The 25,388-nt window shown below is 59.8% G+C and carries 24 protein-coding genes and 1 pseudogene; 21 read left to right on the forward strand and 4 right to left on the reverse strand.

Annotated features, from left to right (window positions below):
- The first annotated feature begins 43 nt into the window (after positions 1-43).
- The 18 genes and pseudogenes from NYR50_RS00110 to trmB all read left to right on the forward strand — a co-directional run bounded on the left by NYR50_RS00110 (position 44) and on the right by trmB (position 18,930).
- Complete coding sequence (locus NYR50_RS00110) at positions 44-2,872, forward strand: [protein-PII] uridylyltransferase (protein WP_418136398.1); 2,829 nt, start codon at positions 44-46, stop codon at positions 2,870-2,872.
- Positions 2,873-2,879: 7 nt separating this feature from the next.
- Positions 2,880-4,469, forward strand: coding sequence for a murein biosynthesis integral membrane protein MurJ (murJ, locus tag NYR50_RS00115; RefSeq protein WP_006310192.1), 1,590 nt, complete (start codon positions 2,880-2,882; stop codon positions 4,467-4,469).
- Positions 4,469-4,873: pseudogene (locus NYR50_RS00120) on the forward strand (VOC family protein). The gene murJ and the pseudogene NYR50_RS00120 overlap by 1 nt, the downstream one beginning before the upstream one ends.
- Before the next feature lie 103 nt (positions 4,874-4,976).
- Positions 4,977-6,041 (forward strand): tryptophan--tRNA ligase, encoded by a 1,065-nt coding sequence (gene trpS, locus NYR50_RS00125; protein WP_080810945.1) that lies wholly within the window; start codon positions 4,977-4,979, stop codon positions 6,039-6,041.
- Positions 6,042-6,155: 114 nt separating this feature from the next.
- Positions 6,156-6,647 (forward strand): universal stress protein, encoded by a 492-nt coding sequence (locus NYR50_RS00130; RefSeq protein WP_006310195.1) that lies wholly within the window; start codon positions 6,156-6,158, stop codon positions 6,645-6,647.
- A gap of 243 nt (positions 6,648-6,890) precedes the next feature.
- Positions 6,891-7,454, forward strand: coding sequence for a NifU family protein (locus tag NYR50_RS00135; RefSeq protein ID WP_006310196.1), 564 nt, complete (start codon positions 6,891-6,893; stop codon positions 7,452-7,454).
- A 16-nt stretch (positions 7,455-7,470) separates the two neighbouring features.
- Positions 7,471-8,139, forward strand: a complete 669-nt coding sequence (gene tsaB, locus NYR50_RS00140) for a tRNA (adenosine(37)-N6)-threonylcarbamoyltransferase complex dimerization subunit type 1 TsaB (RefSeq protein ID WP_418136399.1) — start codon at positions 7,471-7,473, stop codon at positions 8,137-8,139.
- Positions 8,140-8,182: 43 nt separating this feature from the next.
- A complete protein-coding gene (locus tag NYR50_RS00145) occupies positions 8,183-8,677 on the forward strand; it encodes a GNAT family N-acetyltransferase (protein ID WP_006310198.1) in 495 nt (164 codons plus the stop codon).
- 69 nt (positions 8,678-8,746) lie between these two features.
- Complete coding sequence (locus tag NYR50_RS00150) at positions 8,747-9,175, forward strand: Fur family transcriptional regulator (protein WP_306018200.1); 429 nt, start codon at positions 8,747-8,749, stop codon at positions 9,173-9,175.
- Between the two features lie 30 nt (positions 9,176-9,205).
- The gene (locus NYR50_RS00155; RefSeq protein WP_418136400.1) at positions 9,206-10,000 is read left to right on the forward strand and encodes a lysophospholipid acyltransferase family protein; all 795 of its coding nucleotides are present in this window, start codon (positions 9,206-9,208) and stop codon (positions 9,998-10,000) included.
- Between the two features lie 150 nt (positions 10,001-10,150).
- A complete protein-coding gene (miaB, locus tag NYR50_RS00160) occupies positions 10,151-11,554 on the forward strand; it encodes a tRNA (N6-isopentenyl adenosine(37)-C2)-methylthiotransferase MiaB (protein WP_418136401.1) in 1,404 nt (467 codons plus the stop codon).
- A 40-nt stretch (positions 11,555-11,594) separates the two neighbouring features.
- Positions 11,595-12,650 (forward strand): PhoH family protein, encoded by a 1,056-nt coding sequence (locus tag NYR50_RS00165; RefSeq protein ID WP_418136402.1) that lies wholly within the window; start codon positions 11,595-11,597, stop codon positions 12,648-12,650.
- Positions 12,651-12,660: 10 nt separating this feature from the next.
- Positions 12,661-13,167, forward strand: a complete 507-nt coding sequence (ybeY, locus tag NYR50_RS00170) for an rRNA maturation RNase YbeY (protein WP_418136403.1) — start codon at positions 12,661-12,663, stop codon at positions 13,165-13,167.
- Positions 13,168-13,182: 15 nt separating this feature from the next.
- Positions 13,183-14,325 carry a hemolysin family protein gene (locus NYR50_RS00175; RefSeq protein WP_418136404.1) on the forward strand — a complete coding sequence of 381 codons (1,143 nt, stop codon included), beginning with the start codon at positions 13,183-13,185 and terminating at the stop codon, positions 14,323-14,325.
- Positions 14,326-14,529: 204 nt separating this feature from the next.
- Positions 14,530-16,119: an apolipoprotein N-acyltransferase gene (gene lnt, locus NYR50_RS00180; protein WP_418136405.1), complete on the forward strand. Its 1,590-nt coding sequence runs from the start codon at positions 14,530-14,532 to the stop codon at positions 16,117-16,119.
- Positions 16,120-16,252: 133 nt separating this feature from the next.
- The gene (locus NYR50_RS00185; protein WP_010970843.1) at positions 16,253-16,672 is read left to right on the forward strand and encodes a helix-turn-helix domain-containing protein; all 420 of its coding nucleotides are present in this window, start codon (positions 16,253-16,255) and stop codon (positions 16,670-16,672) included.
- 186 nt (positions 16,673-16,858) lie between these two features.
- Entirely contained in the window at positions 16,859-18,121 is a 1,263-nt protein-coding gene (gene metK / locus NYR50_RS00190; protein ID WP_306018205.1) for a methionine adenosyltransferase, read from the forward strand.
- 110 nt (positions 18,122-18,231) lie between these two features.
- On the forward strand, positions 18,232-18,930 hold the full coding sequence (gene trmB, locus NYR50_RS00195) for a tRNA (guanosine(46)-N7)-methyltransferase TrmB (RefSeq protein ID WP_006310208.1): 699 nt from the start codon (positions 18,232-18,234) through the stop codon (positions 18,928-18,930).
- 63 nt (positions 18,931-18,993) lie between these two features.
- Here the strand turns inward: trmB and NYR50_RS00200 are convergent, their stop codons facing one another.
- On the reverse strand, positions 18,994-19,893 hold the full coding sequence (locus NYR50_RS00200) for a ribokinase (protein WP_418136406.1): 900 nt from the start codon (positions 19,891-19,893) through the stop codon (positions 18,994-18,996).
- A gap of 54 nt (positions 19,894-19,947) precedes the next feature.
- The gene (locus tag NYR50_RS00205) at positions 19,948-21,141 is read right to left on the reverse strand and encodes a DNA recombination protein RmuC (protein ID WP_418136407.1); all 1,194 of its coding nucleotides are present in this window, start codon (positions 21,139-21,141) and stop codon (positions 19,948-19,950) included.
- 149 nt (positions 21,142-21,290) lie between these two features.
- Between NYR50_RS00205 and def the strand changes: the two genes are divergently transcribed.
- From def to truA, 3 genes are read left to right on the forward strand one after another with little or no spacing between them, the layout of a single operon-like run.
- Positions 21,291-21,803 carry a peptide deformylase gene (gene def, locus NYR50_RS00210; protein WP_418136408.1) on the forward strand — a complete coding sequence of 171 codons (513 nt, stop codon included), beginning with the start codon at positions 21,291-21,293 and terminating at the stop codon, positions 21,801-21,803.
- Positions 21,804-21,848: 45 nt separating this feature from the next.
- The gene (gene fmt / locus NYR50_RS00215) at positions 21,849-22,784 is read left to right on the forward strand and encodes a methionyl-tRNA formyltransferase (RefSeq protein WP_080810925.1); all 936 of its coding nucleotides are present in this window, start codon (positions 21,849-21,851) and stop codon (positions 22,782-22,784) included.
- Complete coding sequence (truA, locus tag NYR50_RS00220) at positions 22,784-23,584, forward strand: tRNA pseudouridine(38-40) synthase TruA (protein ID WP_418136409.1); 801 nt, start codon at positions 22,784-22,786, stop codon at positions 23,582-23,584. Before fmt ends, truA begins: the two co-directional genes overlap by 1 nt.
- A gap of 18 nt (positions 23,585-23,602) precedes the next feature.
- Here truA and NYR50_RS00225 read toward each other — a convergent pair whose 3' ends face one another.
- Positions 23,603-24,199 carry a hypothetical protein gene (locus NYR50_RS00225; RefSeq protein WP_418136410.1) on the reverse strand — a complete coding sequence of 199 codons (597 nt, stop codon included), beginning with the start codon at positions 24,197-24,199 and terminating at the stop codon, positions 23,603-23,605.
- Entirely contained in the window at positions 24,183-25,379 is a 1,197-nt protein-coding gene (gene dapE, locus NYR50_RS00230) for a succinyl-diaminopimelate desuccinylase (RefSeq protein ID WP_418136411.1), read from the reverse strand. The genes NYR50_RS00225 and dapE overlap by 17 nt, the downstream gene beginning before the upstream one ends.
- Positions 25,380-25,388: the final 9 nt, after the last annotated feature.

A 25,388-nucleotide genomic window follows, 5' to 3' on the forward strand; every position in this document is an offset into this window, starting at 1 on the left:
CGCAAGCGGTGGGGTCTCCCACAGGACATGGATACCGGCATAGATGGCCATCAAGGACCTGGATTTTTCCGACATTCTCGATGTCTCGGCGCTGAAGCGTGACTGCGACGTTATCTTCAAGGAAGACGGCAAGCGTACCGCCGATATCAGGTCCGATCTGCTGCCGCTCTTTCGCAAGGCCAGCACGGAAGGCCGGGAAAAGGCGCGGGAACTGCTGAAAACCGATGGCAGCGGCATTGATTGCGCCCGGCGCATCTCCTGGCTTCAGGACCGGCTGATCGAGACGCTTTATGATCTCACCTGCCAATATGTCTATCCGAAGGATGCGCCCCAGATCGCGGTTGCGGCGGTCGGCGGTTACGGTCGTGGCACGCTGGCGCCGGGATCGGATATCGACCTTCTGTTCCTGCTGCCGGCCAAGAATACGCCTGATATGCACAAGGCCGTGGAGTTCGTGCTTTATCTGCTATGGGATCTCGGCTTCAAGGTTGGGCACGCCACCCGCACGGTGGATGAGTGCATTCGCCTCTCCAAATCCGACATGACTATCCGCACCGCCATTCTGGAAGTGCGGGCGATCTGCGGCAAAAAATCCCTGACCGACGATCTCGAAAAACGCTTCGAGTCGGAAGTCGTCACCGGAACCGGCCCGGAATTCATCGCCGCCAAGCTCGCCGAGCGTGACCAGCGCCACCGCAAGGCTGGCGACACACGTTATCTGGTGGAGCCAAACGTCAAGGAAGGCAAGGGCGGTCTGCGTGACCTGCACACGCTGTTCTGGATCGCCAAATATTATTACCACGTCCGCGATACGGCCGATCTGGTGAAACTCGGTGTTTTGTCGAGGTCCGAACTGAAGCTTTTCGAAAAGGCCGATGATTTTCTCTGGGCCGTCCGCTGCCAGATGCATTTCATCACCGGCAAGGCGGAAGAGCGTCTTTCCTTCGATATTCAGCGCGAAATCGCCGATGCGCTGAATTATCAGCCGCGCCCCGGCCTTTCCGCCGTTGAGCGCTTCATGAAGCATTATTTCCTCGTGGCCAAGGACGTCGGCGATCTGACCCGCATCGTCTGCGCCGCGCTGGAAGACCGGCAGGCGAAGGATGTGCCGGGTCTGTCAGGCGTTCTCAGCCGCTTCGCCCACCGCGTCCGTAAGATTCCGGGCTCCGTCGAGTTCGTGGAAGACCGCGGCCGCATCGCGCTGGCCAAGCCCGATGTTTTCAAGAACGACCCGGTCAATCTGATCCGGCTCTTCCACATCGCCGATATCAACAATCTCGAACTGCATCCGGATGCATTGCGCGTTGTCACCCGCTCGCTCTCGCTCATCAATGACGAGCTTCGCGAAAACGAGGAAGCGAACCGGCTTTTCCTGTCGATCCTCACCTCCCGTCGCGATCCGGCGCTGACTCTGCGCCGCATGAACGAGGCTGGGGTGCTGGGCAAATTCATTCCTGAATTCGGCAAAATCGTCGCGATGATGCAGTTCAATATGTATCATCATTACACCGTGGACGAGCACCTGATCCGCTCGGTCGGCGTTCTGTCGGAGGTGGACAAGGGAACCGCCGTGGATGCCCATCCGCTCGCCAATCAGTTGATGCCGGGCGTCGAGGAACGCGAGGCGCTTTACGTCGCCGTGCTGCTGCACGATGTGGCAAAGGGCCGGCAGGAGGATCATTCCATTGCCGGCGCGCGCGTCGCCCGCAAGCTCTGCCAGCGTTTCCGCCTCACCAGCAAGCAGACCGAGACCGTCGTCTGGCTGATCGAGCAGCATCTTTTGATGTCCATGGTCGCCCAGACGCGCGACCTGCACGATCGCAAGACCATCACCGATTTCGCCGACAAGGTGCAGTCCATGGAGCGGCTGAAGATGCTGCTCATCCTGACGGTGTGCGATATCCGCGCCGTCGGTCCGGGCGTGTGGAACGGCTGGAAGGGGCAGTTGCTGCGTTCGCTTTATTACGAGACGGAACTGCTGCTATCAGGCGGCTTTTCGGAAGTCTCGCGCAAGGAGCGTGCGCAGATCGCCAAACAGGCGCTCTACGACGCCCTTGAGGACTGGGGCCAGAAGGCGAGGCGCAAATATACCAAGCTGCATTACGAGCCCTATCTGCTGACGGTGGCGCTAGAAGACCAGGTGCGCCACACCCGCTTCATGCGCGAGGCCGACAAGCAGGAAAAGGCGCTGTCAACCATGGTGCGCACCCATTCCTTCCATGCCATCACGGAAATCACCGTGCTGGCGCCGGACCATCCGCGCCTGCTGTCGATCATCACCGGTGCCTGTGCGGCTGCCGGCGCAAACATTGCCGATGCGCAGATTTTCACCACCTCTGACGGACGGGCGCTGGATACGATCCTCATCAACCGCGAATTCCCGATTGACGAAGATGAGACGCGGCGCGGTGCCAATGTCGGCAAGCTCATCGAGGAAGTCCTCTCCGGCAAGCAGCGCCTGCCAGAAATGATCGCCACGCGCACGAAGAGCCGCAGGAAGAAAAGCGCCTTCACCATTCCGCCTTCCGTCACCATCTCGAATGGTCTGTCGAACAAGTTCACCGTCATCGAAGTCGAATGCCTCGACCGGCCGGGGCTGCTGGCGGATATGACGGCTGTCATCGCCGACCTGTCGCTCGATATTCACTCCGCCCGCATCACTACCTTCGGCGAGAAGGTCATCGATACCTTCTACGTGACGGATCTGTTCGGGCAGAAGGTGACGAATGACAACCGGCAGGCCAGCATTGCGCAGCGCCTGAAGGCCGTGATGAGCGAGCAGGAAGACGAATTGCGTGACCGCATGCCGAACGGCATCATCGCCCACCCAGACGTGGCGGCGCTGCCGGCCGCGCGCACGGCAAAGGCTTGATATCCCCATGAGTCTGATCGGCAAGTTCGCCACCGTTGGCACCGCCACGCTCGGCAGCCGCATTTTTGGCTTTCTGCGCGAAACGCTGATGGCCGCTGCCGTCGGTACTGGCCCGGTGGCTGACGCCTTCAATGCCGCGTTCCGATTTCCCAACACCTTCCGGCGGCTTTTTGCCGAAGGCGCCTTTAACTCGGCTTTCGTGCCGCTTTTCGCCAAGGAAATCGAGGCGAACGGCATGGAGGGCGCAAGGCGCTTTTCCGAAGAGGTTTTTGGCGTTCTCTTCACCGTGCTTCTGGCCTTGACGATCCTGATGGAACTGTCGATGCCGTTTATCGTGCGCACGGTGATTGCGCCGGGCTTCCTTGAAGATCCGGTCAAATTCGACAACACCGTCCGGCTCGCCACCATCATGTTCCCTTATCTCGCCTGCATGTCGCTTGCGGCGATGATGGGCGGCATGCTGAACTCGCTGCATCGTTACTTTGCGGCGGCGATCGCGCCAGTTTTCCTCAACATCATCCTCATTGGCGTGCTCGCCTTGGCATGGTGGAAGAATTACGATCCCCTGCAGGTGGGTTATGCGCTCTCGTGGGGGGTGATGGCAGCGGGTCTGGTGCAACTCGCCATCGTCTGGATCGCCGTGCGCAACGCCGGCATGCGGATCGGTCTCCGTAGGCCGCGGCTAACGAAAAATGTGCAGCGGCTGCTGGTTCTTGCCCTGCCGGCGGCAATCACCGGCGGCATCACCCAGATCAACCTCCTGATCAACACCAATATTGCGTCAGCCGGCGAGGGCGTGATCTCATCGCTTGCTTATGCCGACCGGATTTACCAGCTGCCGCTGGGCGTTGTCGGCATTGCCGTGGCCACCGTGCTTTTGCCGGAACTTGCACGCGCTTTGCGCGGCGGGCATATGGTGGAGGCGGGAAGCCTGCAGAACCGCTCGGTCGAATTCGTATTGTTCCTGACCTTGCCTGCAGCGGCGGCTCTTCTTGTCATGGCCGAGCCCATCGTTCGATTCCTTTATGAACGCGGCAACTTCTCACCTTCGGCCACCATCACCGTCGCGCAAATCCTCGGTATTTATGGTCTGGGTCTGCCGGCCTTCGTGCTGATAAAGGCCTTCATTCCGGGCTTTTTCGCCCGCGAGGACACCCGCACGCCGATGATCTTCGCGGCGGTTTCCGTGGTGGTGAATGTCTCCTTGGCACTGACGCTGTTTCCGCGTCTCGGCGGCCCAGGCATTGCCATTGCCGAGATCACCGCCGGCTGGGTCAATGCCGCCTTGCTGTTCGGCATGCTTTTGTGGCGCGGCCACTGGCATGTGGATATTCCGCTGCTGACCCGCATTCCGCGTCTGCTCCTGGCTGCGGCCCTGATGGCCGGTTTTGTGCATTATGCGCTGACCTGGCTGAGTTTCGAGCTGTCGTCGGCCTCGTCCATCTTCGTCCGGGCAGGAACCATCATGGGCCTCGTCTTTACGGCCATGCTGGTCTATTTCGTGCTGGCTTTCGTTTCTGGCGGTGCCGATATCGGCATGGTCAAGAGAGCCGTGCGCAAGCGCGGTAAAAAGACCGCCGAGACGGAGGTGGGCTGATGTCCTTTTCTGAAAACCGCCGCATCGCGCTGGTTACGCTTGTCGTCGATGACTATGATCGGGCAAAGGCGTTTTATTGCGATGTTCTCGGCTTCGAGTGCCTCGCCGATCAGCCGCTTGACGACGGCAAAAGGTGGCTTGTGGTCAAGCCGTAAGGCGCCGAGGGTGGCGCCCTGCTGCTCGCCGAGGCGGATGGCGAAGAGCAACGGCTTGCCATCGGCAACCAGACCGGCGGCCGTGTCGGATTTTTCCTGTATACCGACGATTTTGCCCGCGACTATGAAACCATGATTGCGCGCGGCGTTCGCTTTCTGGAAGAGCCGCGCCATGAGGTTTATGGTTCGGTCGCGGTCTTTGCCGACCCTTACGGAAATCGCTGGGACCTTCTTCAGCCGCGCGGTTGACGGCCCTTGAAACCGCTTGATTGCGAGGGGCTGTGGGTGCATAAGCGCGCGTGCAATTGCAAACACGGGGCGGGGCCCTCCACAAGCCTTTTCGAGGACGACAATGAACGCATTCAAGCCGCTGGTTTTCTCGGGCGTCCAGCCGACCGGCAATCTGCATCTCGGCAATTATCTCGGCGCGATCCGCAAATTCGTGGCGCTGCAGGAAGATAACGACTGCATCTATTGCGTCGTCGACATGCACGCCATCACCGCCCAGCTCGTTCACTCGGACCTGAAGGCGCAGACCCGCTCGATTGCGGCCGCCTTCATCGCAGCCGGCATCGATCCCGTGAAGCATATCGTCTTCAACCAGTCGGCCGTGCCGCAGCATGCAGAACTGGCATGGGTGTTCAACTGTGTGGCGCGCATCGGCTGGATGGAGCGCATGACCCAGTTCAAGGACAAGTCCGGCAAGAATGCCGAACAGGTCTCGCTCGGCCTGCTCGCCTATCCGAGCCTGATGGCTGCCGACATTCTCGTCTATCGCGCCACGCATGTTCCCGTCGGCGATGACCAGAAACAGCACCTCGAACTCGCCCGCGATATCGCCCAGAAATTCAACATCGATTTCGGCGGCCATATTCGCAACGCCGGTCTGGGCGTTGATATCACGGTTGGCGATGAGCCGGTTCATGCCTATTTCCCGATGGTGGAGCCGCTGATCGGTGGCCCGGCGCCGCGCGTCATGTCGCTGAAGGACGGCACCAAGAAGATGTCGAAGTCCGACCCTTCCGATCTGTCGCGCATCAATCTGATGGACGATGTCGACGCGATCTCTAAGAAGATCAAGAAGGCGAAGACCGATCCGGACGCGCTGCCGAGCGAAGTGGAAGGTCTGAAGGGACGCCCGGAGGCCGAAAACCTCGTCGGCATCTATGCTGCCCTCTCCGACAAGACCAAGGCGGATGTTCTTGCCGAATTCGGCGGTCAACAGTTCTCCACCTTCAAGCCGGCCCTCGTTGAGCTTGCCGTCAATGTCCTTGCGCCAGTCAACAACGAGATGCGCCGTCTTCTCGATGATCCGACCCATATTGACGCCATCCTCAGCCAAGGCGGCGAGCGGGCACGCACTATCGCTGAAAAGACGATGAACGAGGTGCGTGATATCATCGGTTTCCTGCGCTGACAGGCCGTTGCCACGCGAATGCGGCGGGTGGTTTGCGCCTGCCGTGATTTGATATAATCTTCGCCCGAACCGTCGGGCGGTTTTTCGGATCACGGCGGATTTTGGGAGTGCAGAATGGTTTCAACACGGCTGTCGCGTCTGGAAGGGCATCGCCGCAAGTTTCTCGCTGTAATCGATGACACACCGGAATGCGAAAGGGCCGTGCACTATGCCGGTCGTCGCGCCAAGAATTCCAATGGCGGACTGGTGCTGCTCTACATGATCCCGGAAGGTGATTTCCAGCAATGGCTGGGTGTCGAGCAGATCATGCGGGCCGAGGCGCGTGAGGAAGCGGAAGCGACGCTCGCCAAGGTCGCCCAGAAGGTGCGCGAAACAATCGGTATCGAGCCGGAATCCGTCATTCGAGAAGGCAGCGCCACCGAGCAGATACACGGGTTGATCGAGGAAGACCGCGATATCGCCATTCTCGTGCTGGCTGCCGGATCGACGAAAGAAGGGCCGGGACCGCTGGTCTCCTCCATCGCCGGACGCGGCGCGGCCTTCCCGATCCCGGTCACCGTCTTGCCGGATACACTGACGGATGAGGAAATCGACGCGCTCTGCTGATCCGGTTTCGGACGGGGTTTTAGAGCATGTCTCCCAAAAGTGTCATCGGTTTTGGGAAAAGACATGCGTAGAGAAAAGAATTAAATCGTTCTGGCTTTTTGAAGGAAAGCCAGAACGATTTAAAGACTGACGATTTCTTGAATGTAATTATCATGTCAGGGCTTGAAGTGTGGCTTCGCCGGGCGTATTTTTGGAAGAATTCTAAATTACGGGGCGTGAACCGCGACCTCGAAGGAGACGACGATGTTCATTCAGACGGAAGCCACGCCCAACCCCGCCACGCTGAAGTTCCTGCCGGGCAAGGTGGTGCTGGAAAGCGGGACAGTGGAGTTCCTCAATGCGTCGCAGGCGCAGGCTTCGCCCCTGGCGGAACGCCTCTTCACGATTCCGGGCGTCACCGGTGTCTATTTCGGTTTTGATTTCATCACCGTCACCAAGGATGATGCCGAATGGCAGCATCTGAAGCCTGCCATCCTCGGCTCGATCATGGAGCACTTCATGTCCGGCCGGCCGATCATGGGCACGGCCATTGCTGCCGAAGTCTCGGACGAGGAAGGCGAGTTCTTTGAAGAGGGTGACGAAACCATCGTCGCCACCATTAAGGAATTGCTTGATACCCGCGTTCGCCCGGCCGTGGCGCAGGATGGCGGCGACATCACCTTCCGCGGTTTTCGCGATGGTACGGTGTTCCTGAACATGAAGGGTGCCTGCTCGGGTTGCCCGTCTTCAACTGCCACGCTTAAGCACGGGGTTCAGAACCTGCTTCGCCATTTCGTGCCCGAAGTGCGCGAAGTCGAAGCGGTTTGATGCTGTCAGCCAGGCAATGATTGTTCTCGCACTCGACACGTCAGGGGTGGATTGTTCCGCCTGTATCTATGACAACGCCTCTGACACTGTGCTCGGCGAGGTCTGCGAGACGATCGGCAAGGGCCATGCCGAAAGGCTGATGGCGGTGATCGACGGTGCCCTGCAGCAGGCACAATTGCCGCTCCAGAAGGTCGAGCGCATTGCGGTGACCATCGGTCCGGGATCCTTCACGGGCATTCGGGTCGGCGTTGCCGCGGCGCGCGGTTTTGCCCTGTCGCTCGGCGTCGAGGCCGTCGGCGTTACGACGCTCGAGACGCTTGCCTTGCATCATCTGCTCGAAAATCCCGGCCGGCCTGTGGCCGTCGGGCTCGATGCGAAACGCGGCGAAACCTATCTCCAGACATTCGACACGGATGGATCACCACTCAACGAGGCGGCGCTTCTGTCTCTGGATGACGCCAAAGCTGTTCTTTCCGGTTTCGATGGTGCCGTCATCGGCTCCGCCGCGCGGCTGTTTGCGGGAGAGGAAATCGGCTCCGGGCCGGACCATTTCCCGATTGCGTCAGTCGCGCGCGCCGGAGCGCGCAAGCCGGCAGGCCAACCAAAACCCGCGCCGCTTTACCTGCGGGGGCCGGATGCCCGGCCACAGACCGGTTTTGCGCTGGCACGCCAGGACGTTGCCTGATACGGCATGCATGAGTGCTTGTTTCTGATTCCCGATATTTGCGATGTTTGACGATTACCTGAGCTGGAAACCCTATTTCGAGATCGTGCCGATGCAGCATGAGGATTGCGCCGCGGTGGCGGACTTGCATGCCTTGCGCTTCCCACGTCCGTGGAATGACGGGGAGTTTTCGGGCCTGCTCACGCAAGGGTCGGTTTTCGGAGCCGTCGCCCGCCAGACCAACGCCTTTTTCAGCAAGCCGCTCGGCGGTTTCGTTCTGGCGCGGGAAGTGGCTGGTGAGGCGGAAATCCTCACTGTCGCGGTGTCCGACAAATTCTCGCGCGCCGGTCTCGGCTGGCGTCTGATGCAGTCGGCCATTCGCGAGGCGATGATGCGCGGTGCCGAAACCATGTTCCTCGAGGTGGATAATAACAATGCCTCTGCGCTGGGGCTTTATAAAAAGCTCGGCTTCAAGACGGTCGCGGAACGCAAGGCCTATTACACGGCCAAGAATGGATCAAAGTCGACGGCGCTTGTCATGCGCCGCGATCTTCGCTAGTTCCCTGCGACAGGCATTTTTTGGCGAAAGCTGCGAAATTCAACCGGAATACTCAAAAGGCCAGAAGACGTGATAGACCTTTCGAAAACGCTGGAGGAGCTTTGTGCCGAGCGCGGCATGCGGATGACGGACCAGCGCCGTGTGATTGCCCGCGTCCTTCAGGAATCAGCCGATCATCCCGATGTCGAGGAACTCTATCGCCGTTCTTCCACCGTGGATCCGCGCATCTCTATTTCAACGGTATACAGAACGGTGAAGCTGTTCGAGGACGCCGGCATCATCGAACGTCATGATTTTCGCGATGGCCGCTCGCGTTATGAGACCGTGCCTGAAGAGCACCACGATCACCTGATCGATCTGAAGAACAGCGTGGTCATCGAATTCCATTCGCCCGAGATCGAGGCGCTTCAGGAAAAGATCGCCCGCGAGCACGGCTTCAAGCTCGTGGATCATCGACTGGAGCTTTATGGCGTGCCGCTGAAACCCGAAGAACGCTGAGACGCCGGTGAACAAGCGCGCGTTCCCATCATGATGTGGCTCCGGACAGCCTATATCGCGATCGTTCTTCTGATCGTGACGCTCATATTGCTGCCGCTGCAACTTCTGGGTCTCGCCTTCGACTGGCGGCTGCGCCGTCGCATTCCGCGCATCTGGCATCGCATTGCCTGTCACGTTCTCGGCATCCGCGTCCATGTTCATGGAGAGGTGGAGCGCGCAAAACCGCTGATGCTGGCGGTCAATCACGCTTCGTGGAAGGATATCCTCGTTCTCGGCAGCATTGCCGACGTGGTGTTCATTGCGAAAACCGAGGTGCGTGACTGGCCGGTTTTCGGCTGGCTCGCCCGCCTTCAGAAAAGCATCTTCGTCCAGCGGGAGCAGAAGCGCAGCACGGGCCAGCAAGTGGGTGAGATCGCCAGCCGCATGGCCGATGGCGAGATCGTCGTCCTTTTCCCCGAAGGCACGACTTCGGATGGCAACCGCATGCTGGCCGTCAAATCCTCTCTGTTCGGTGCCGCCTCCACCGCCGCCGAGCAGGTTCCTGGCAAGCTGGTTTACGTGCAGCCGGTCGCCATCGCCTATACGCGAGTGCAGGGCATGGCCATGGGCCGTTACCACCGGATCATTGCCGCCTGGCCGGGCAGCATCACGCTGGTGCCGCATCTGCTCGGTGTCATCAAGGCGGGCGCGACTGATGTCGACGTTACGTTTGGCGACAGCGTTCCATTTCACAGTGCTGACAACCGCAAGCGTCTTGCGACCGATATTGCCGCTGCCATCCGCTCGATGCTGGCCTTCAGCCTGCGCGGCGGCTGGCGGAAATAGAGCGTCGGACCGAAAACTGTGCGCGGTTTTCGGGAAATCCGATGCGTAAGCTAAAATCAAGAGCAACGGAATTACCCGGTTACTCTGGCATCCTCGCTTTTCCGGCATTTTTCTGTTTAATCTGGCTGTGAAAAACACTAGATAGCCGCCATGACCCAGGAAACACTTGGCCTTGACGCCCCAGAAATGATCGCCCGCGAAGGCTCTAACAGTCGAAAAGTCTTTATCAAGACTTACGGCTGTCAGATGAACGTCTACGATTCCGTGCGCATGAGCGATGCGCTGGCGAAGGATGGTTACGTCCAGACAGAAGACATGGGCGAAGCGGATCTGGTTCTCCTCAACACCTGTCATATCCGTGAGAAGGCGGCTGAGAAGGTTTATTCCGCGCTTGGCCGTCTGCGCGACATGAAAAAGTCGCGCGAAGAGCAGGGCCGTGAATTCATGATCGGCGTTGCCGGCTGCGTGGCGCAGGCGGAAGGCGAGGAGATACTTCGCCGAGCGCCCGCCGTGGATGTCGTCATCGGCCCGCAGACCTATCACCGCCTGCCTGACGCCCTGAAGCGGGTGCGCCGCGGTGAGCGCGTCATCGAGACCGAATATGCGGTCGAGGACAAGTTCGAGCATCTACCGGTCGCCGAGAAGGCGACGCTGCGCTCGCGCGGTGTCACGGCGTTTTTGACGGTGCAGGAAGGCTGCGACAAGTTTTGCACCTTCTGTGTCGTGCCCTATACGCGTGGTTCGGAGGTTTCCCGCCCCGTTCGCCAGATCGTCGATGAAGCGATGAAACTGGTGGATGCCGGCGTGCGCGAGATCACGCTGCTTGGCCAGAACGTCAATGCCTGGCAGGGCGAAGGCCCGAACGGTGCAAAATGGGGTCTGGCCGAACTGCTCTACAGGCTGGCCGAAATTCCGGGCCTTGCACGGTTGCGCTACACCACCAGCCACCCACGCGACATGGATGACCGCCTGATCGGCGCCCATCGCGACCTGCGCATCCTGATGCCCTATCTGCACCTACCGGTGCAGTCCGGCTCGGATAGCATTCTGAAAGCGATGAACCGTCGCCATACGGGTGAGGAATATATCCAGCTGATCGAGAAAATCCGCTCCGCCCGCCCTGATATTGCCATGTCGGGGGATTTTATTGTCGGCTTCCCCGGTGAGACTGATCGCGATTTCGAAGATACGATGGCGATGGTCGAGACGGTGAAATACGCACAGGCCTTTTCGTTCAAATATTCCACTCGTCCCGGCACCCCGGGGGCGGACCTGACGGACCAGGTGGCGGAAGACGTGAAGGCCGAGCGGCTGGAACGATTGCAGACCCTGTTGCTGCGGCAGCAGAAGGAATTTGCGGAATCGCTCGTTGGAAAAACCATGGATGTGTTGCTGGAAAAGCCCGGCCGCATGCCTGAGCAGTTGATAGGTCGCTCTCCGTGGCTGCAATCCGTGAATCTTGATGCAAAGACGTTGAAAATCGGTGACATTGTTAATGTACGAATCACCGCAACGGGTCCAAACAGCTTGTTTGCCGAGGTGGCAGGGAGTTAGAGTGAGGAGCCGACACTGATTGGGACAGGAGCCTGACCGCTTGAACGCACATGAATTGGTATCAACTTCATCGCGCCAGCCACGCCAAGCCGCGACCGACGCCAATCACTTCGTCCTCACGTTCGAGAATAACAGGATAGCGGGAGAGCTATTCGGTCAGTTCGATCAGAACCTGAAGCTGTTGGAACAGCGCCTCAACATCGACGCCCGCCCGCGCGGCAACTCCGTCGCCATCACCGGTGATGTCGTCGCCACCAATCAGGCCCGCCGTGCGCTGGATTTCCTCTATGAACGTCTGCTCAAGGGCGGAACCGCCGAGGCCTCAGACGTGGAAGGTGCTATCCGAATGGCAATGGCCGCTGACGACCAACTGACCTTGCCGACGATGGAGCGCAAGGCCAAGATTTCCATGGCGCAGATTTCCACCCGCAAGAAGACCATCGCTGCCCGCACGCCGACGCAGGATGTCTATATGCGGGCGCTGGAGCAGTCCGAACTTGTTTTCGGCGTCGGCCCCGCCGGCACCGGCAAGACCTATCTCGCCGTGGCCCATGCCGCACAGCTTCTGGAACGTGGCGCGGTCGACCGTATCATCCTCTCACGCCCCGCCGTCGAAGCGGGCGAGCGCCTCGGCTTCCTGCCCGGGGACATGAAGGAAAAGGTCGATCCGTATCTGCGTCCGCTTTACGACGCGCTTTATGACATGATGCCGGGCGACAAGGTGGAGCGCGCCATTCAGGCGGGCGTCATCGAAATCGCGCCGCTGGCTTTCATGCGCGGACGTACCCTTGCAAACGCCGCCGTCATTCTGGACGAAGCCCAGAATACCACGACCATGCAGATGAAGATGTTCCTCACCCGTCTTGGTGAGAACGGCCGCATGATCGTGACCGGTGACCCGAGCCAGGTGGACCTTCCGCGTGGCGTCAAATCCGGTCTTGTCGAGGCCCTGCAAATCCTACCCGAGGTGGAAGGCGTGTCCGTCGTGCGTTTCAAGGATGTCGACGTCGTACGCCATCCGATGGTGGCGCGTATCGTGCGGGCTTACGAATCCCACACGGCGGTGCCGGATGAGAGCCTTCCGAAGGGCAACTGACGTAAAGACAATGACAACTCTGGATATTCAAATCAGCGTTGAGGCCGAAGGCTGGTCCTCGGAAGAGGACTTGTCTGCCTTTGCCACCAAGGTGCTGAATGCGGCGGTCGATTTTCTGAAACGGGAAGAGGAGCAACCCTTCCCGAAAATGCCGGTCGAACTGTCGCTGGTCTTCACCGATGACGAAAATATCCGGGAAATCAACGCCGAATGGCGCGACAAGGACAAGGCGACCAATGTCTTGTCTTTCCCCGCTTTTCCGCTGGAGCCGGGCGGAATGCCCGGCCCGATGCTGGGCGATATCGTCATCGCCCGCGAGACGGTTGAACGCGAGGCTCTTGAACTTGACAAGAGTTTCGAGGATCATCTGACCCATCTTCTCGTTCATGGGTTCCTGCATTTGTTTGGTTATGACCACATGGACGAGGAAGAAGCGGAAGAAATGGAGTCGCTTGAGACTCGCATTTTGGCGGTGCTTGGCCTATCTGATCCCTACGCGGGTCAGGAACCGCTTTAAATATTGTCTGGAGCCATGAACGAACATTCTGCACGACCTGCCAATGAGGGCAGAGAAAACGGCGATCAGTCCTCTTCGGAGGAGGGCAGTAGTCACTTACGGAACGACTCTAATGCAAAGCCGAGATCGACGATCTGGTCGCGCATAGGGCGGTTGCTGAAACCGTCACAGGGCGAGCGCCTGCGTGAGGATCTGACCGACGCGCTGATGGCTGACACCGAAATCGGTGCCGCCTTTTCGCCTGAAGAGCGGGCGATGCTCAACAATATCCTGCGTTTCCGGGAGGTTCGGGTCGAAGATATCATGATCCCACGGGTCGATATCGACGGTCTCGACCAGAACATGACGATCGGCGAAGCGCTGATCCTGTTTGAAGAAACCGGGCGCTCCCGCATGCCTGTTTACGATGAGACGCTGGATAACCCCAAGGGCATGATCCACATTCGCGATCTGCTGGCCTATGTCGCCAAGCAGGCGCGTAACAAACGCCGCGCGGGTTCGCGCAGCGTCGCTTATGGCGAGGTGAAGGCAATAACGCGCTCACCACGTCCGAATTTCGATCTGGCGCGGGTCGATCTCGAGCAGACGGTTGCCGATGCCGGCCTCGTGCGCAAAATTCTCTTCGCGCCACCCTCGATGCTGGCCTCCGACCTCTTGAAGACGATGCAGGCACAGAGGACGCAGCTGGCCCTCGTCATCGACGAATATGGCGGTACGGACGGTCTCGTCAGCCACGAGGATATCGTCGAGATGGTCGTGGGCGATATCGATGACGAGCACGACAAGGACGAGGCGATGTTTTCGCGTCTCTCCGCCGATGTGCTTGTCGCGGATGCCCGCGCGGAACTCACCGAACTTGCCGAGGTGATCGGCCCCGAATTCGACGTGCGCGAACATCTGGAAGAAATCGATACGCTCGGCGGCCTCATCTTTTTCGCGCTCGGCCGCATTCCGGCCAAGGGCGAGGTCGTCAGAGCTGTGCCCGGTTTCGAGTTTCAGATTCTCGATGCGGATAGCCGGCGTATCAAGGGCGTCCGTATCGTCCGTGATCATGGCTCGGAAGGGCAGGACGACCAGGCTCCCGGCGAAGCCAACGGGGTTATCGCACTGCCAGCGCCGGATGTTCGCCTGATCACGCACCAGCAGAACGCTGACTAGAAAAGGTGACGGGGAGCCCCGTCATCTTTATCTCAAGACAGAGATTCGGCAGGTTGGAACGACCAAAAGGCCGCAGGAGACCGCCGCCGCGATCCCACCTGTGGACTGCGAATCTTTTTTCCTTTACGCCGGGTTTGAGGGGAAATTCCGTGGCGCGGCCTTGCCGGGAGCGGGCTTTTCCAGACGCGCATAAACGGAGATGGCATGGAGCGTCTTGCAGGCAGGGTAATGCTGGCCGGCGGCATGAGCCGCGCAGTAATGGCGATTGCTGCGGGTGCGGTCGGGGCGCTCGCTTTGCCTCCATTCGGCTTTTTCGCAGCGCTTTTTTTCTCTTTCACCCTGCTTGTCTGGCTCGTGGACGGCTGCACCGGCAAGCCGGGCGGTGGTCTCTTCAGCCGCATCCTGCCGGCTTTCGGCATCGGCTGGTGTTTCGGGTTTGGTTATTTCGTGGCCGGCCTGTGGTGGCTGGGCAATGCCCTCCTGCTGGAAGCGGATGAATTCGCCTGGGCCTTGCCGCTCGCCATCCTCGGTCTGCCGGCATTGCTGGCGCTGTTTTATGGTTTTGCCGTCGCGGCCGCCAATCTCCTCTGGTCGGATGGCCTTGGCCGCATTGCGGCGCTTGCCGCCGCCTTCGGCGTTTCGGAATGGTTGCGCAGTTTCCTCGCGACCGGCTTTCCGTGGAACGCCATCGGCTATGGCATCATGCCCATCCCGATCATGATGCAGTCGGCCCATCTGCTCGGCCTTTTCAGCATCACGATGCTGGCGGTTTTCATCTTCTCTTCACCGGCCCTGATCGGTACGAAAAAAGGCATGGCACCGGGGCTGGCGCTGGCATGCCTATTGCTTGCGGCCCACTTCGGTTATGGCTTTTACCGCCTGCAGACACCAGCGGAGACGCCGGCAGACGCCCTGATCGTCCGCATCGTGCAGCCGGCCATCGATCAATCCCGCAAGATGCTGAATACTGACCGGGCAGAGATTTTCGCAGAACATCTGCGATTGTCGGCCCTGCCGCCGGGCGAAGGGAAAAAACGCCCCGACATCATCGTCTGGCCGGAAACCTCCGTGCCGTTCATCCTGACGCAAAATCCGGATGCGCTCGCGGAAATCGCCAGAACACTCGAGGATGGCCAGGTGCTGTTCACCGGTGCAGTCAGGATGGAAGATCAGGGAGCCGGCCGACCGCCGCGTTATTACAATTCCGTCTATGCGATCGACAGCCAGGGAGAGATCATTGGCGCGACCGACAAGGTGCATCTGACGCCTTTTGGCGAATATGTTCCCTTTGAAGGCATCCTGCGGGAATTCGGCATCGATAATGTCATTGCCCTGCCGGGCGGCTTTTCCGCCGCCTCGTCGCGCACGCCGCTCACGCTTCCTTCGGGCAAGACCTTCTATCCCCTGATCTGTTACGAGATCATTTTCCCGGGTGAGATGACGCCGGGCCTTCAGGGGGCGGCGGCGATCCTCAATGTGACGAATGACGGCTGGTTTGGTGATACGCCCGGTCCCTACCAGCATTTTCTGCAGGCACGGGTACGCGCCGTTGAGACGGGTGTGCCGGTGATTCGCGGCGCCAATACAGGAATTTCCGCCGTCATAGATCCCTATGGCCGCATTATTGCTGGGCTGGACTATGGTCGGGTGGGAATTGTTGACGCCACTTTGAGTGGTGGGTCTAATGACGCATTTACTTACGACACACATCGGACGTATTTCTGGTTGATTTTTTCAATCTTGATGATCGTTGCGGTATTTCCCGCCTTGAGTTTTGCTCGGCGCCAGAATTGACCGGGAACCCCTGTAATTGCATAGTGAATACGTCAGTCGTAAAACAAGTTTAGACGCTGTCGAATTACCGACTCAATTCTTCGAATAGTAGTGAAACGAGATATCAACCCTTTCCGAGTGTCAGGACCGCATGATGACCGAGAATAAGAAAAAGCCTAACCCCATCGACATTCATGTCGGAAGCCGAATTCGCCTTCGTAGAACCATGCTCGGAATGAGCCAGGAGAAGCTGGGGGAAAGTCTCGGAATTACCTTTCAGCAAATCCAGAAATATGAAAAAGGCACGAACCGCGTTGGCGCCAGTCGCCTCCAGAATATTTCCGGGATCCTCAATGTTCCCGTTTCCTTTTTCTTCGAGGATGCGCCCGGTGATCAGGTCGGCGGCACGTCCGGCATGGCCGAAGCCTCAAGCTCCAATTATGTGGTCGACTTTCTGTCCTCGGCTGAAGGTTTGCAGCTGAACCGTGCGTTCGTGAAGATCGCCGACCCGAAGGTTCGTCGCCGCCTGGTCGATCTCGTCAAGGCGCTCGCCGCCGAAGGCGACGCCGAGTAAGCAGCCTGCGCAGCGCAAAATTTCCGGCACGGGATGCCGGGCACTCAACGGTCCGCAAGGACCGTTTTTTTGTGTCCGATCAGAAAGGAATTCTCACATAAAGATATATTTATGTGGTTGTGTCCTTGTTTTTCGCGGCCGAAATGACTAACAAACTCCAAGACCATTCTTTGAGGGGAATCCCGCATGCGTGCCAATTACCTGTTCACCAGCGAGTCCGTGGCCGAGGGTCATCCGGACAAGGTTTGTGATCGTATTTCCGATGAAATCGTGGATCTTATTTACCGTGAAGCGGCCAAGACGGGCGTTGACCCCTGGACTGTGCGCATCGCATGCGAGACGCTTGCGACGACCAACCGCGTGGTTATCGCCGGTGAGGTTCGGGTTCCCGACACGCTTCTGAAGAAGGACAAGGACGGCAAGGTCGTCAAGGACGCCGCCGGCCACCCGGTCATCAACCCTTCAAAGTTCAAGTCCGCCGCCCGCAAGGCGATCCGTGACATCGGCTACGAACAGGACGGTTTCCACTGGAAGACCGCCAAGATCGACGTTCTGCTGCATCCGCAGTCGGCAGATATTGCGCAGGGCGTGGATAACGCCTCCGACAAGCAGGGCGACGAAGGTGCCGGCGACCAGGGCATCATGTTCGGTTACGCCTGCAAGGAGACGCCGGACCTGATGCCGGCGCCGATCTATTATTCCCACCGCATCCTGCAGCTGCTTGCCACCGCCCGCAAGAGCGGCGAAGGCGAAGCGGCAAAGCTCGGCCCCGATGCCAAGAGCCAGGTGACGGTTCGTTACGTCGACGGCAAGGCTTCGGAAGCCGTATCCATCGTCCTGTCCACGCAGCACCTCGATGCCAGCTGGGACTCGAAGAAGGTCCGTCAGGTCGTCGAGCCCTATATTCGCGAGGCTCTGGGCGAGTTGAAGATCGCTGACGATTGCCAGTGGTATATCAACCCGACAGGCAAGTTTGTCATCGGTGGTCCCGATGGCGATGCCGGTCTGACCGGCCGCAAGATCATCGTCGACACCTATGGCGGTGCTGCCCCCCATGGCGGTGGCGCATTCTCCGGCAAGGACACGACCAAGGTCGACCGTTCCGCCGCTTATGCCGCCCGTTACCTCGCCAAGAACGTCGTGGCTGCCGGCCTTGCCGAGCGCTGCACGATCCAGATTTCCTATGCGATCGGTGTCGCCCAGCCGCTGTCGATCTATGTCGATCTGCACGGGACGGGCAAGGTCAGCGAAGATCAGGTCGAGGCCGCCATCCGTAAGGTCATGGACCTGTCACCGTCGGGTATCCGCCGTCATCTCGATCTCAACAAGCCGATCTACGCCAAGACGTCTTCCTACGGTCACTTTGGCCGCAAGGCTGGTCGTGACGGCTCCTTCTCCTGGGAGAAGCTCGATCTGGTGAAGCCGCTCAAGGAAGCTTTGAGCGCCTAACCCTTGTCATTTGACGGCGATTGAGAGATACCGTCACCAACTTTTGTAACCCGCACAGTGCCTCAAGTGGCGCTGTGCGGGTTAAGTCTATTTGTTGTTGAGAGTATGAGATGACGGAAGAACGGCGTTCGCGCGCAACGGAAGCGTTTTTTGGCAGACGCAAGGGCAAGCCCCTGCGCAATCAGCAGGTCGATACGATCGAGAATCTGCTGCCGCTGCTGAAAATCGATCTGGAAAGCGTGCCCCCGCAAAATCTTGTCGCTCTCTTTCCGGCGGATGTACGGTCGATCCGCCTGGAGATCGGTTTCGGCGGCGGCGAGCATCTCGCCCACCGCGCGGTCGAAAATCCCGAGACGGGTTTCATCGGCGTCGAGCCCTTCGTTAATTCCATGGCCAAGCTGCTCGCCACGGTCCGCGAACGCGAGCTGATGAATATCCGCCTTTACGACGATGATGCGACGCAGCTGCTCGACTGGCTGCCCGAGGGGTCGATCGATCACATCGATCTGCTTTATCCCGATCCGTGGCCGAAGAAGAAGCACTGGAAGCGCCGCTTCGTTTCCGACGTCAACCTCGCCCGTTTCCATCGTGTGTTGAAACCCGGCGGCAAGTTCTGCTTTGCGTCGGATATCGATACTTACGTCAACTGGACACTGCAGCATTGTGCCCGCCATGGCGGTTTTGAATGGACGGCAACAAGCGCTGACGATTGGCGCACGCCCTATGCCAACTGGCCGGGCACGCGTTACGAGAACAAGGCGAAACGAGAAGGCCGCAGCTCGGCCTATCTCACCTTCATCCGTCGCTAAAGCATTTCCAGTAAAACTGCGTAGCGGGTTTACGTCTGGAAAATGCGCCGGCAGCCTGATCCCTCAGAGCGCCGCATCCACTTCCACCGCCTGCGGAATGGAAGGCTGAGCGCCGGCGCGCGTGCAGGCGAGTGAACCTGCAACGGCGGCGCGCTTCAGCGCCTTTTCGAAATCCATTCCCTGATCAAGGCTGGCGGCAAGATAACCACAGAAGGTATCGCCCGCACCGACCGTATCGACCGGCTCGATCTTCAGGCCGGACGCCCTGAAAACCTTGCCATTGCGCATGGCGATCACGCCATCTGCACCAAGCGTGACGATCAAAGTCTGGCCGGTCCTGTCGTGAAGGGCCTTGAGTTCGCTCTCTCGTTCGGCACTGGAGAGGCCGTTCTTGCCGATCAGCAACTCAAACTCGGTTTCGTTGGCGATGACGATATCGGCAAGGCCGGCAAGGCGCGGACCGTCTGCAGTCAGCGGTGCGGTATTGATGACGGTGGTGATGCGCTTTGCCTTTGCAGCGGTCAGCGCCGCTTCGATGGCTGCAGCCGGTATTTCGAACTGCAGCATGAGAATATCGCCTGCGTCCATCTCGCCTACAACCTTTGTCGCGTCGGATGCGGAGACTTCGCCATTGGCGGCGGGAATGACCGAGATCATGTTCTCTCCGCCTTCACCGATGAGGATCACGGCCGTTCCCGTCGGGCCGGGCGCGGTTTTCACCAATGACAGATCGGTGCCCGCGTCGCGCAGCAAGGTCAGCGCCGGCGCGGCAAAGGTATCATCACCCGTAGCGCCGGCCATCTTCACCGTGACACCCGCACGCCGTGCGGCCAGCGCCTGATTGGCTCCCTTGCCGCCGGCGGCCGTGGAGAAGGTGTCTCCGGTCACGGTTTCACCGGGCTTGGGCAGGCGTTTGGCGGTAGCGACGAGGTCCATGTTGATGGAGCCGAAAACAGTAATCATGGGGCGCTGGGTCCGTATGAAATTTGAGCAAGGCGGCGACTTTGCCCGAGACGATCACTCGTCGTCAACTACCCGCAATTTGGCCGCGCCGGCCCGGTTTTCCGCAAAGCGACGGGCCTGCTCGATTTCTCCATGCGAAGCCTCTTTTTCCGTCGGGGAAAAATCAAGACCTTCGATCTTCTGGCCGCGCGCCAGCACCTTGTCGGAGGAGATCAGCATCATGTCGACATCCTTCTGCGCCAGCCCGAAATGGGCCTGCAGCTTGCGCGTCCTGTCGTCCAGCCGTCGCACATCGTCCATGAGCAGCGCCACTTCGCCCTGGATGAGATGCGCCTGTTCGCGCATGCGCTGGTCTTTCAAAACAGACTGGATGACCTGCACCGACAGCATCAGCAGCGATGGTGAGACGATGACGACGCGGGCGCGGTGGGCGCGCTGCACGAGATATTCGAAATGCTGATGGATGTCGGCAAAGATCGATTCGGAGGGCACGAAGATGAAGGCGGTATCCTGCGTTTCGCCGCGAATGAGATATTTCTCGGCCACGTCGCGAATATGCACTTCCATATCGCGGCGGAACTGCTGCACGGCGGCGCGTTTGGTTTCCGGCGTCTCATCCGCCTTGATCGCGTTCCACGCCTCCAGCGGAAACTTGGCATCGATGACCAGTGCCGGGGCATTGTTCGGCATCTTGATGATGCAGTCGGGCCGGTAGCCGTTGGAAAGAGTCGGCTGAAGCTGGAAGGCCCCGGCGGGAAGCGCGTCGGCGATCAGCGTTTCCATGCGCGCCTGTCCGAAAGCGCCGCGTGTCTGCTTGTTGGAAAGGATCGCCTGCAGCCCGACGACATCCTTCGCGAGATCCTGAATATTGCCCTGCGCGGCATCGATCACCGCCAGACGCTCCTGCAGGCGGCTCAGATTCTCATGGGTCGACCGGGTCTGCTCCGTCAACGTTTCACCAAGGCGCTGCGACATGCCGTCAAGGCGCTGGTTCAGCGTCTGGCTCATCTCGCTCTGGCGCGTGCCAAGCGTTTCCGCCATGGCCGCGATCCGCCCGTGCAATTCGGACTGTGTTTTCAGGAGATCGGAGATTTCACCGTCGGCTCCCGCTTTTCTTGCGCGGTTTGTCGTGACCAGCCATGTGATGGTCAGGCCGAAAACCAAGGCCACAAGAAGCGCGCCGAAGCTGATATCGACGGAGCCGGCCCGCAGCGCGGGATTAAGGAGAACGGAGAAATCTATGTTCATGATTAAATCTAGCAGATTTCCAGTGATTCGGAAGATCAAAACAAGAACACTTCTGCGGCGGAAATGAGTCGGGCAGGGTCGATGCAGGAGGCGGTTTTCTCCTTCGTGTTTTTTATTTCCTCCGCGCGAGAGATACGTTATGGGAAGCCATGACCATCAAACCGCTTATCATTTTGCCCGATCCCGTGCTGCGCCAGCAATCGAAGCTCATCGAACAGGTGGACGCCGAGGTGCTGCGCCTTGCCGACGACATGCTCGAAACCATGTATGATGCGCCCGGTATCGGCCTCGCCGCTATTCAGATCGGCGTGCCGCGCCGCATGCTGGTGATCGACGTGGCACGCGAAGGCGAAGAAAAAAACCCGGTCGTCTTCATCAATCCGGAAATCCTCAAAGTGTCGGACGATATCTCGGCGTACGAGGAAGGCTGCCTCTCCATTCCCGATTATTATGCCGAGGTGGAGCGTCCCGCGTCGCTCACGGTGCGTTATGTCGGCCGTGACGGCAAGCAGCAGACGGTCGAGGCGGATGGTCTGCTCGCGACTTGTTTGCAGCATGAGATCGACCACCTTAACGGCGTTCTCTTCATCGACCATATTTCGCGGCTGAAGCGCGACATGGTCATCAAGAAATTCACGAAAGCGGCCCGCGCAAAGATCTGATCCGTCCTCTTCGGGCCGGAATGGACGACAGGGCAGGGGGCGACGATGTCTCTTCGCATCATTTTTATGGGTACGCCGGATTTTTCCGTTCCCACATTGCGTGCATTGGTGGAGGCGGGCCACGAAATCGTTGCCGTCTACACCCAGCCGCCGCGTCCCGGCGGCCGCCGTGGTCTCGATCTGCAGAAGTCGCCGGTTCATCAGGCAGCCGAATTGCTCGGGCTTCCCGTACTGACGCCCGTGAATTTCAAGGCCGAGGAAGACCGCCAGCAGTTCCGGGATTTCAATGCCGATGTGGCAGTCGTCGTGGCTTACGGTCTGCTGTTGCCTGAAGCGATCCTCTCCGGCACGCGTCTTGGCTGTTACAATGGTCACGCCTCGCTGCTGCCGCGCTGGCGCGGTGCAGCCCCCATCCAGCGGGCGATCATGGCCGGCGATGCCGAAACCGGCATGATGGTCATGAAAATGGAAAAGGGGCTCGATACCGGCCCCGTCGCGCTTACCGCGAAGGTCGCGATCGACGAGAATATGACGGCTGGAGAATTGCACGACAGCTTGATGCTGGCAGGTGCGCGGCTGATGCGACAGGCGATGGACAGGCTGGAGGCAGGCGACCTGCCGCTCGTCACGCAGGCGGAAGAGGGAGTGCTCTACGCCGCCAAGATCGACAAGGGTGAGACCCGTATCGATTTTTCAAGGCCCGCACAGGATGTTCATAACCACATCCGTGGTCTTTCGCCGTTTCCCGGCGCATGGCTGGAGATGGATATCGGCGGCAAGCCAGAGCGCGTCAAGGTGCTGGCTTCGGAACTGGCCAGCGGCATGGGCGAAGCGGGCAGCGCTCTCGATGACGCGCTCACCATTGCCTGCGGCAGCGATGCCGTGCGGCTCACACGCTTGCAGAAGGCGGGCGGCAAGCCGATGTCGGCGGCCGATTTCGTGCGTGGTACGCCGGTTCCAGCCACAACGAGGCTCGGCTGATGCCACGGTTCCGCATGACCGTCGAATATGACGGCACGCCCTATTACGGCTGGCAGAGACAGGAAAACGGTCCCTCCGTTCAGGGCGCGCTGGAGGCTGCCGTCCGGTCGCTGACCGGGGAGAGCGTTTCCATTCGCGGTGCAGGCCGCACCGATTCCGGTGTGCATGCCGTGGGACAGGTCGCCCATGTCGATCTTTCCCGGGACTGGGAACCGTACAAACTCCGCAACGCCTTGAACGCGCACCTGGCCATGGCGGGTGAGGCCGTGGCCGTGCTCGATGCCGCCGCGGTGACCGAGGATTTCGACGCGCGTTTTTCAGCGCTGCGCCGCCATTATCTCTACCGCATCATTTGTCGCAAATCCCGGCTGGCGCTGGAGCACAAGCGGGCATGGTGGGTATCGAAGGATATGGACCATGAGCGCATGCATGAGGCCGCCCAGATGCTCGTCGGCCGGCATGATTTTACCACCTTCCGTTCTGTCCATTGTCAGGCGAACAGCCCGGTTCGAACGCTCGACCGGCTGGACGTGACGCGCAACGGCGATCTCATCGAGATACGCGCCACCGCGCAGAGTTTTCTCCACAACCAGATCCGTTCTTTTGCCGGGACGCTGAAAATGGCCGGCGAAGGCACGATGACACCGGACGATGTGCGCGCCGCACTGGAGGTGCGGGATCGCAAGGCCTGCGGCCCCGTGGCACCACCGGACGGCCTTTATTTCATGCAGGTCGATTATCCCGATGTCATTCCGCCGCGCCGCTGCCCTGAAGTCGCAATGACGGAAGACACGGACTGACCGAAGGCCTCGCCGCTCTCAGGCGGGATAGACGCCGAGAAAACGCTGCAATGCCTCTGACAGCAACATGGCGGGCACCAGCAGCGTCATCACCACTGCCGAGACGAGCAGCGACTGGTCGCGGATGAAAAATCTGACGATCCGCGAAAAGGCGAAGACCAGCGACAGAAGCAGTGCCAGCCACAGAATGGCGATCAGCCCCTGCAGAGGCGGGACAAAGAATGCGATCAGGATCAGGACCGCATAGGCATAAGAAAAGGGCAACGACAGCCAGTTCACGGTGGTGACGAGCGGCGCGAATTTTTCCCGGGCGCCAAAGGCGTAGAGCAGCATGCCGATCAACAGCAGCGGCACGATCCAGCAGATGGCCTCGACCATGGCCAGGCGAAAGAAGAAGAGGAAGCCGGTTTCGGCTCCAGGTGGATCGCTGGCCAGAAAGGCGGCGCGCAGCCAAAGCCAGGAAACCAGCATGGCCGGCAGGCACCACAGCGCCGAATAGAAGGATCGCCACATGCCGCGCTCGCTCAGATCCAGATACCGCGCGCCATTATGGTCGCCGAGCAGCAGCAGCCACAGGCCTGTCAGATAGAGCCTTATTTCACTTGCCGTCGGCATGGGCGAACCAGCGTTCGATGAAGGTCTCGTAAATGCGCGTCAGCGTCTCGAGATCAGCAACTGCAACGCGCTCATCGACCATGTGCATGGTCTGCCCGACGAGACCGAATTCCACGACAGGGCAATAATCTTTGATGAAGCGCGCGTCCGAGGTGCCGCCGGTGGTCGAAAGCTTCGGCTCCTTGCCGGTTACGGCTTCAACCGCACCTGACAGCGACGAGATGAGCGCATTGTTGCGGGTCAGGAAGACGTGGCTCGGACGGTCCGCCCAGACGATCTCATATTTGACCGGAGCCCGGTCGGGGCGAAGCTCGCCTTCGGTCGCCGCTGCATCGAGGCGGCGGATGATCTCCGCCCGCAGGCTCTCTGCCGTCCAGCTATCGTTGAAACGAATGTTGAAGGCCGCCGTCGCCCGCGCCGGAATGACGTTGGTCGCGGCATTGCCGGTGTCGACGGTCGTCACTTCCAGATTGGATGGCTGGAAATCATCCGTGCCGTGGTCGAAGGCCGGATGCATCAGCGCATGGGTGAGCTGCAGCAGACCACGAATGGGGTTGTCGGCCAGATGCGGATAGGCGGCGTGGCCCTGAACGCCATGGACGGTGATCCGGCCCGAGAGCGATCCCCGGCGGCCGATCTTGATCATGTCACCCAGCTGGTCGGGATTGGTAGGCTCGCCCACGACACAGGCGTCCCAGGTCTCGCCCCTGGCGGCAGCCCATTCCAGTAGCTTGGAGGTGCCGTTGATCGACGGGCCTTCCTCATCACCGGTGATCAGGAAGGAGACGGAGCCCTGTGGCTTGCCGTGTTTTTCGATATGGCGGGCGATGGCGGCGACGAAACAGGCGATGCCGCCCTTCATGTCCACCGCGCCGCGACCGTACATTTCGCCACCGGCGATATCAGCCGAAAAGGGCGGATGGCTCCATGCGGCCTCATCACCAACGGGAACGACATCCGTATGGCCCGCAAACATCAGATGCGGACCTTCGGTGCCGAGCCGGGCGTAGAGGTTCTCCACATCAGGCGTGCCGTCCTCTGTCGCCATCACACGCTCCACCGCAAAACCGAGCGGTGAAAGCAGGGTGTCGAGCAGGGAAAGCGCGCCGCCTTCCGCAGGCGTTACCGAGGGGCAACGGATGAGGGCGGCGAGATTGGCAACGGGATCGGTCGTGGTCATGGTATCAGC

The organism is Agrobacterium sp. El2ro-1b (genome assembly GCF_048298475.1).
Classification (GTDB): Bacteria; Pseudomonadota; Alphaproteobacteria; order Rhizobiales; family Rhizobiaceae; genus Agrobacterium; species Agrobacterium fabrum.

Bases quoted from the DNA above. Each gene is read 5' to 3' on its own strand.
- NYR50_RS00110 (WP_418136398.1), top strand. From the start codon at position 44: ATGGCCATCAAGGACCTGGATTTTTCCGACATTCTCGATGTCTCGGCG.
- murJ (WP_006310192.1), top strand. From the start codon at position 2,880: ATGAGTCTGATCGGCAAGTTCGCCACCGTTGGCACCGCCACGCTCGGC.
- trpS (WP_080810945.1), top strand. From the start codon at position 4,977: ATGAACGCATTCAAGCCGCTGGTTTTCTCGGGCGTCCAGCCGACCGGC.
- NYR50_RS00130 (WP_006310195.1), top strand. From the start codon at position 6,156: ATGGTTTCAACACGGCTGTCGCGTCTGGAAGGGCATCGCCGCAAGTTT.
- NYR50_RS00135 (WP_006310196.1), top strand. From the start codon at position 6,891: ATGTTCATTCAGACGGAAGCCACGCCCAACCCCGCCACGCTGAAGTTC.
- tsaB (WP_418136399.1), top strand. From the start codon at position 7,471: ATGATTGTTCTCGCACTCGACACGTCAGGGGTGGATTGTTCCGCCTGT.
- NYR50_RS00145 (WP_006310198.1), top strand. From the start codon at position 8,183: ATGTTTGACGATTACCTGAGCTGGAAACCCTATTTCGAGATCGTGCCG.
- NYR50_RS00155 (WP_418136400.1), top strand. From the start codon at position 9,206: ATGATGTGGCTCCGGACAGCCTATATCGCGATCGTTCTTCTGATCGTG.
- miaB (WP_418136401.1), top strand. From the start codon at position 10,151: ATGACCCAGGAAACACTTGGCCTTGACGCCCCAGAAATGATCGCCCGC.
- ybeY (WP_418136403.1), top strand. From the start codon at position 12,661: ATGACAACTCTGGATATTCAAATCAGCGTTGAGGCCGAAGGCTGGTCC.
- NYR50_RS00175 (WP_418136404.1), top strand. From the start codon at position 13,183: ATGAACGAACATTCTGCACGACCTGCCAATGAGGGCAGAGAAAACGGC.
- lnt (WP_418136405.1), top strand. From the start codon at position 14,530: ATGGAGCGTCTTGCAGGCAGGGTAATGCTGGCCGGCGGCATGAGCCGC.
- NYR50_RS00185 (WP_010970843.1), top strand. From the start codon at position 16,253: ATGACCGAGAATAAGAAAAAGCCTAACCCCATCGACATTCATGTCGGA.
- metK (WP_306018205.1), top strand. From the start codon at position 16,859: ATGCGTGCCAATTACCTGTTCACCAGCGAGTCCGTGGCCGAGGGTCAT.
- trmB (WP_006310208.1), top strand. From the start codon at position 18,232: ATGACGGAAGAACGGCGTTCGCGCGCAACGGAAGCGTTTTTTGGCAGA.
- NYR50_RS00200 (WP_418136406.1), bottom strand. From the start codon at position 19,893: ATGATTACTGTTTTCGGCTCCATCAACATGGACCTCGTCGCTACCGCC.
- NYR50_RS00205 (WP_418136407.1), bottom strand. From the start codon at position 21,141: ATGAACATAGATTTCTCCGTTCTCCTTAATCCCGCGCTGCGGGCCGGC.
- def (WP_418136408.1), top strand. From the start codon at position 21,291: ATGACCATCAAACCGCTTATCATTTTGCCCGATCCCGTGCTGCGCCAG.
- fmt (WP_080810925.1), top strand. From the start codon at position 21,849: ATGTCTCTTCGCATCATTTTTATGGGTACGCCGGATTTTTCCGTTCCC.
- truA (WP_418136409.1), top strand. From the start codon at position 22,784: ATGCCACGGTTCCGCATGACCGTCGAATATGACGGCACGCCCTATTAC.
- NYR50_RS00225 (WP_418136410.1), bottom strand. From the start codon at position 24,199: ATGCCGACGGCAAGTGAAATAAGGCTCTATCTGACAGGCCTGTGGCTG.
- dapE (WP_418136411.1), bottom strand. From the start codon at position 25,379: ATGACCACGACCGATCCCGTTGCCAATCTCGCCGCCCTCATCCGTTGC.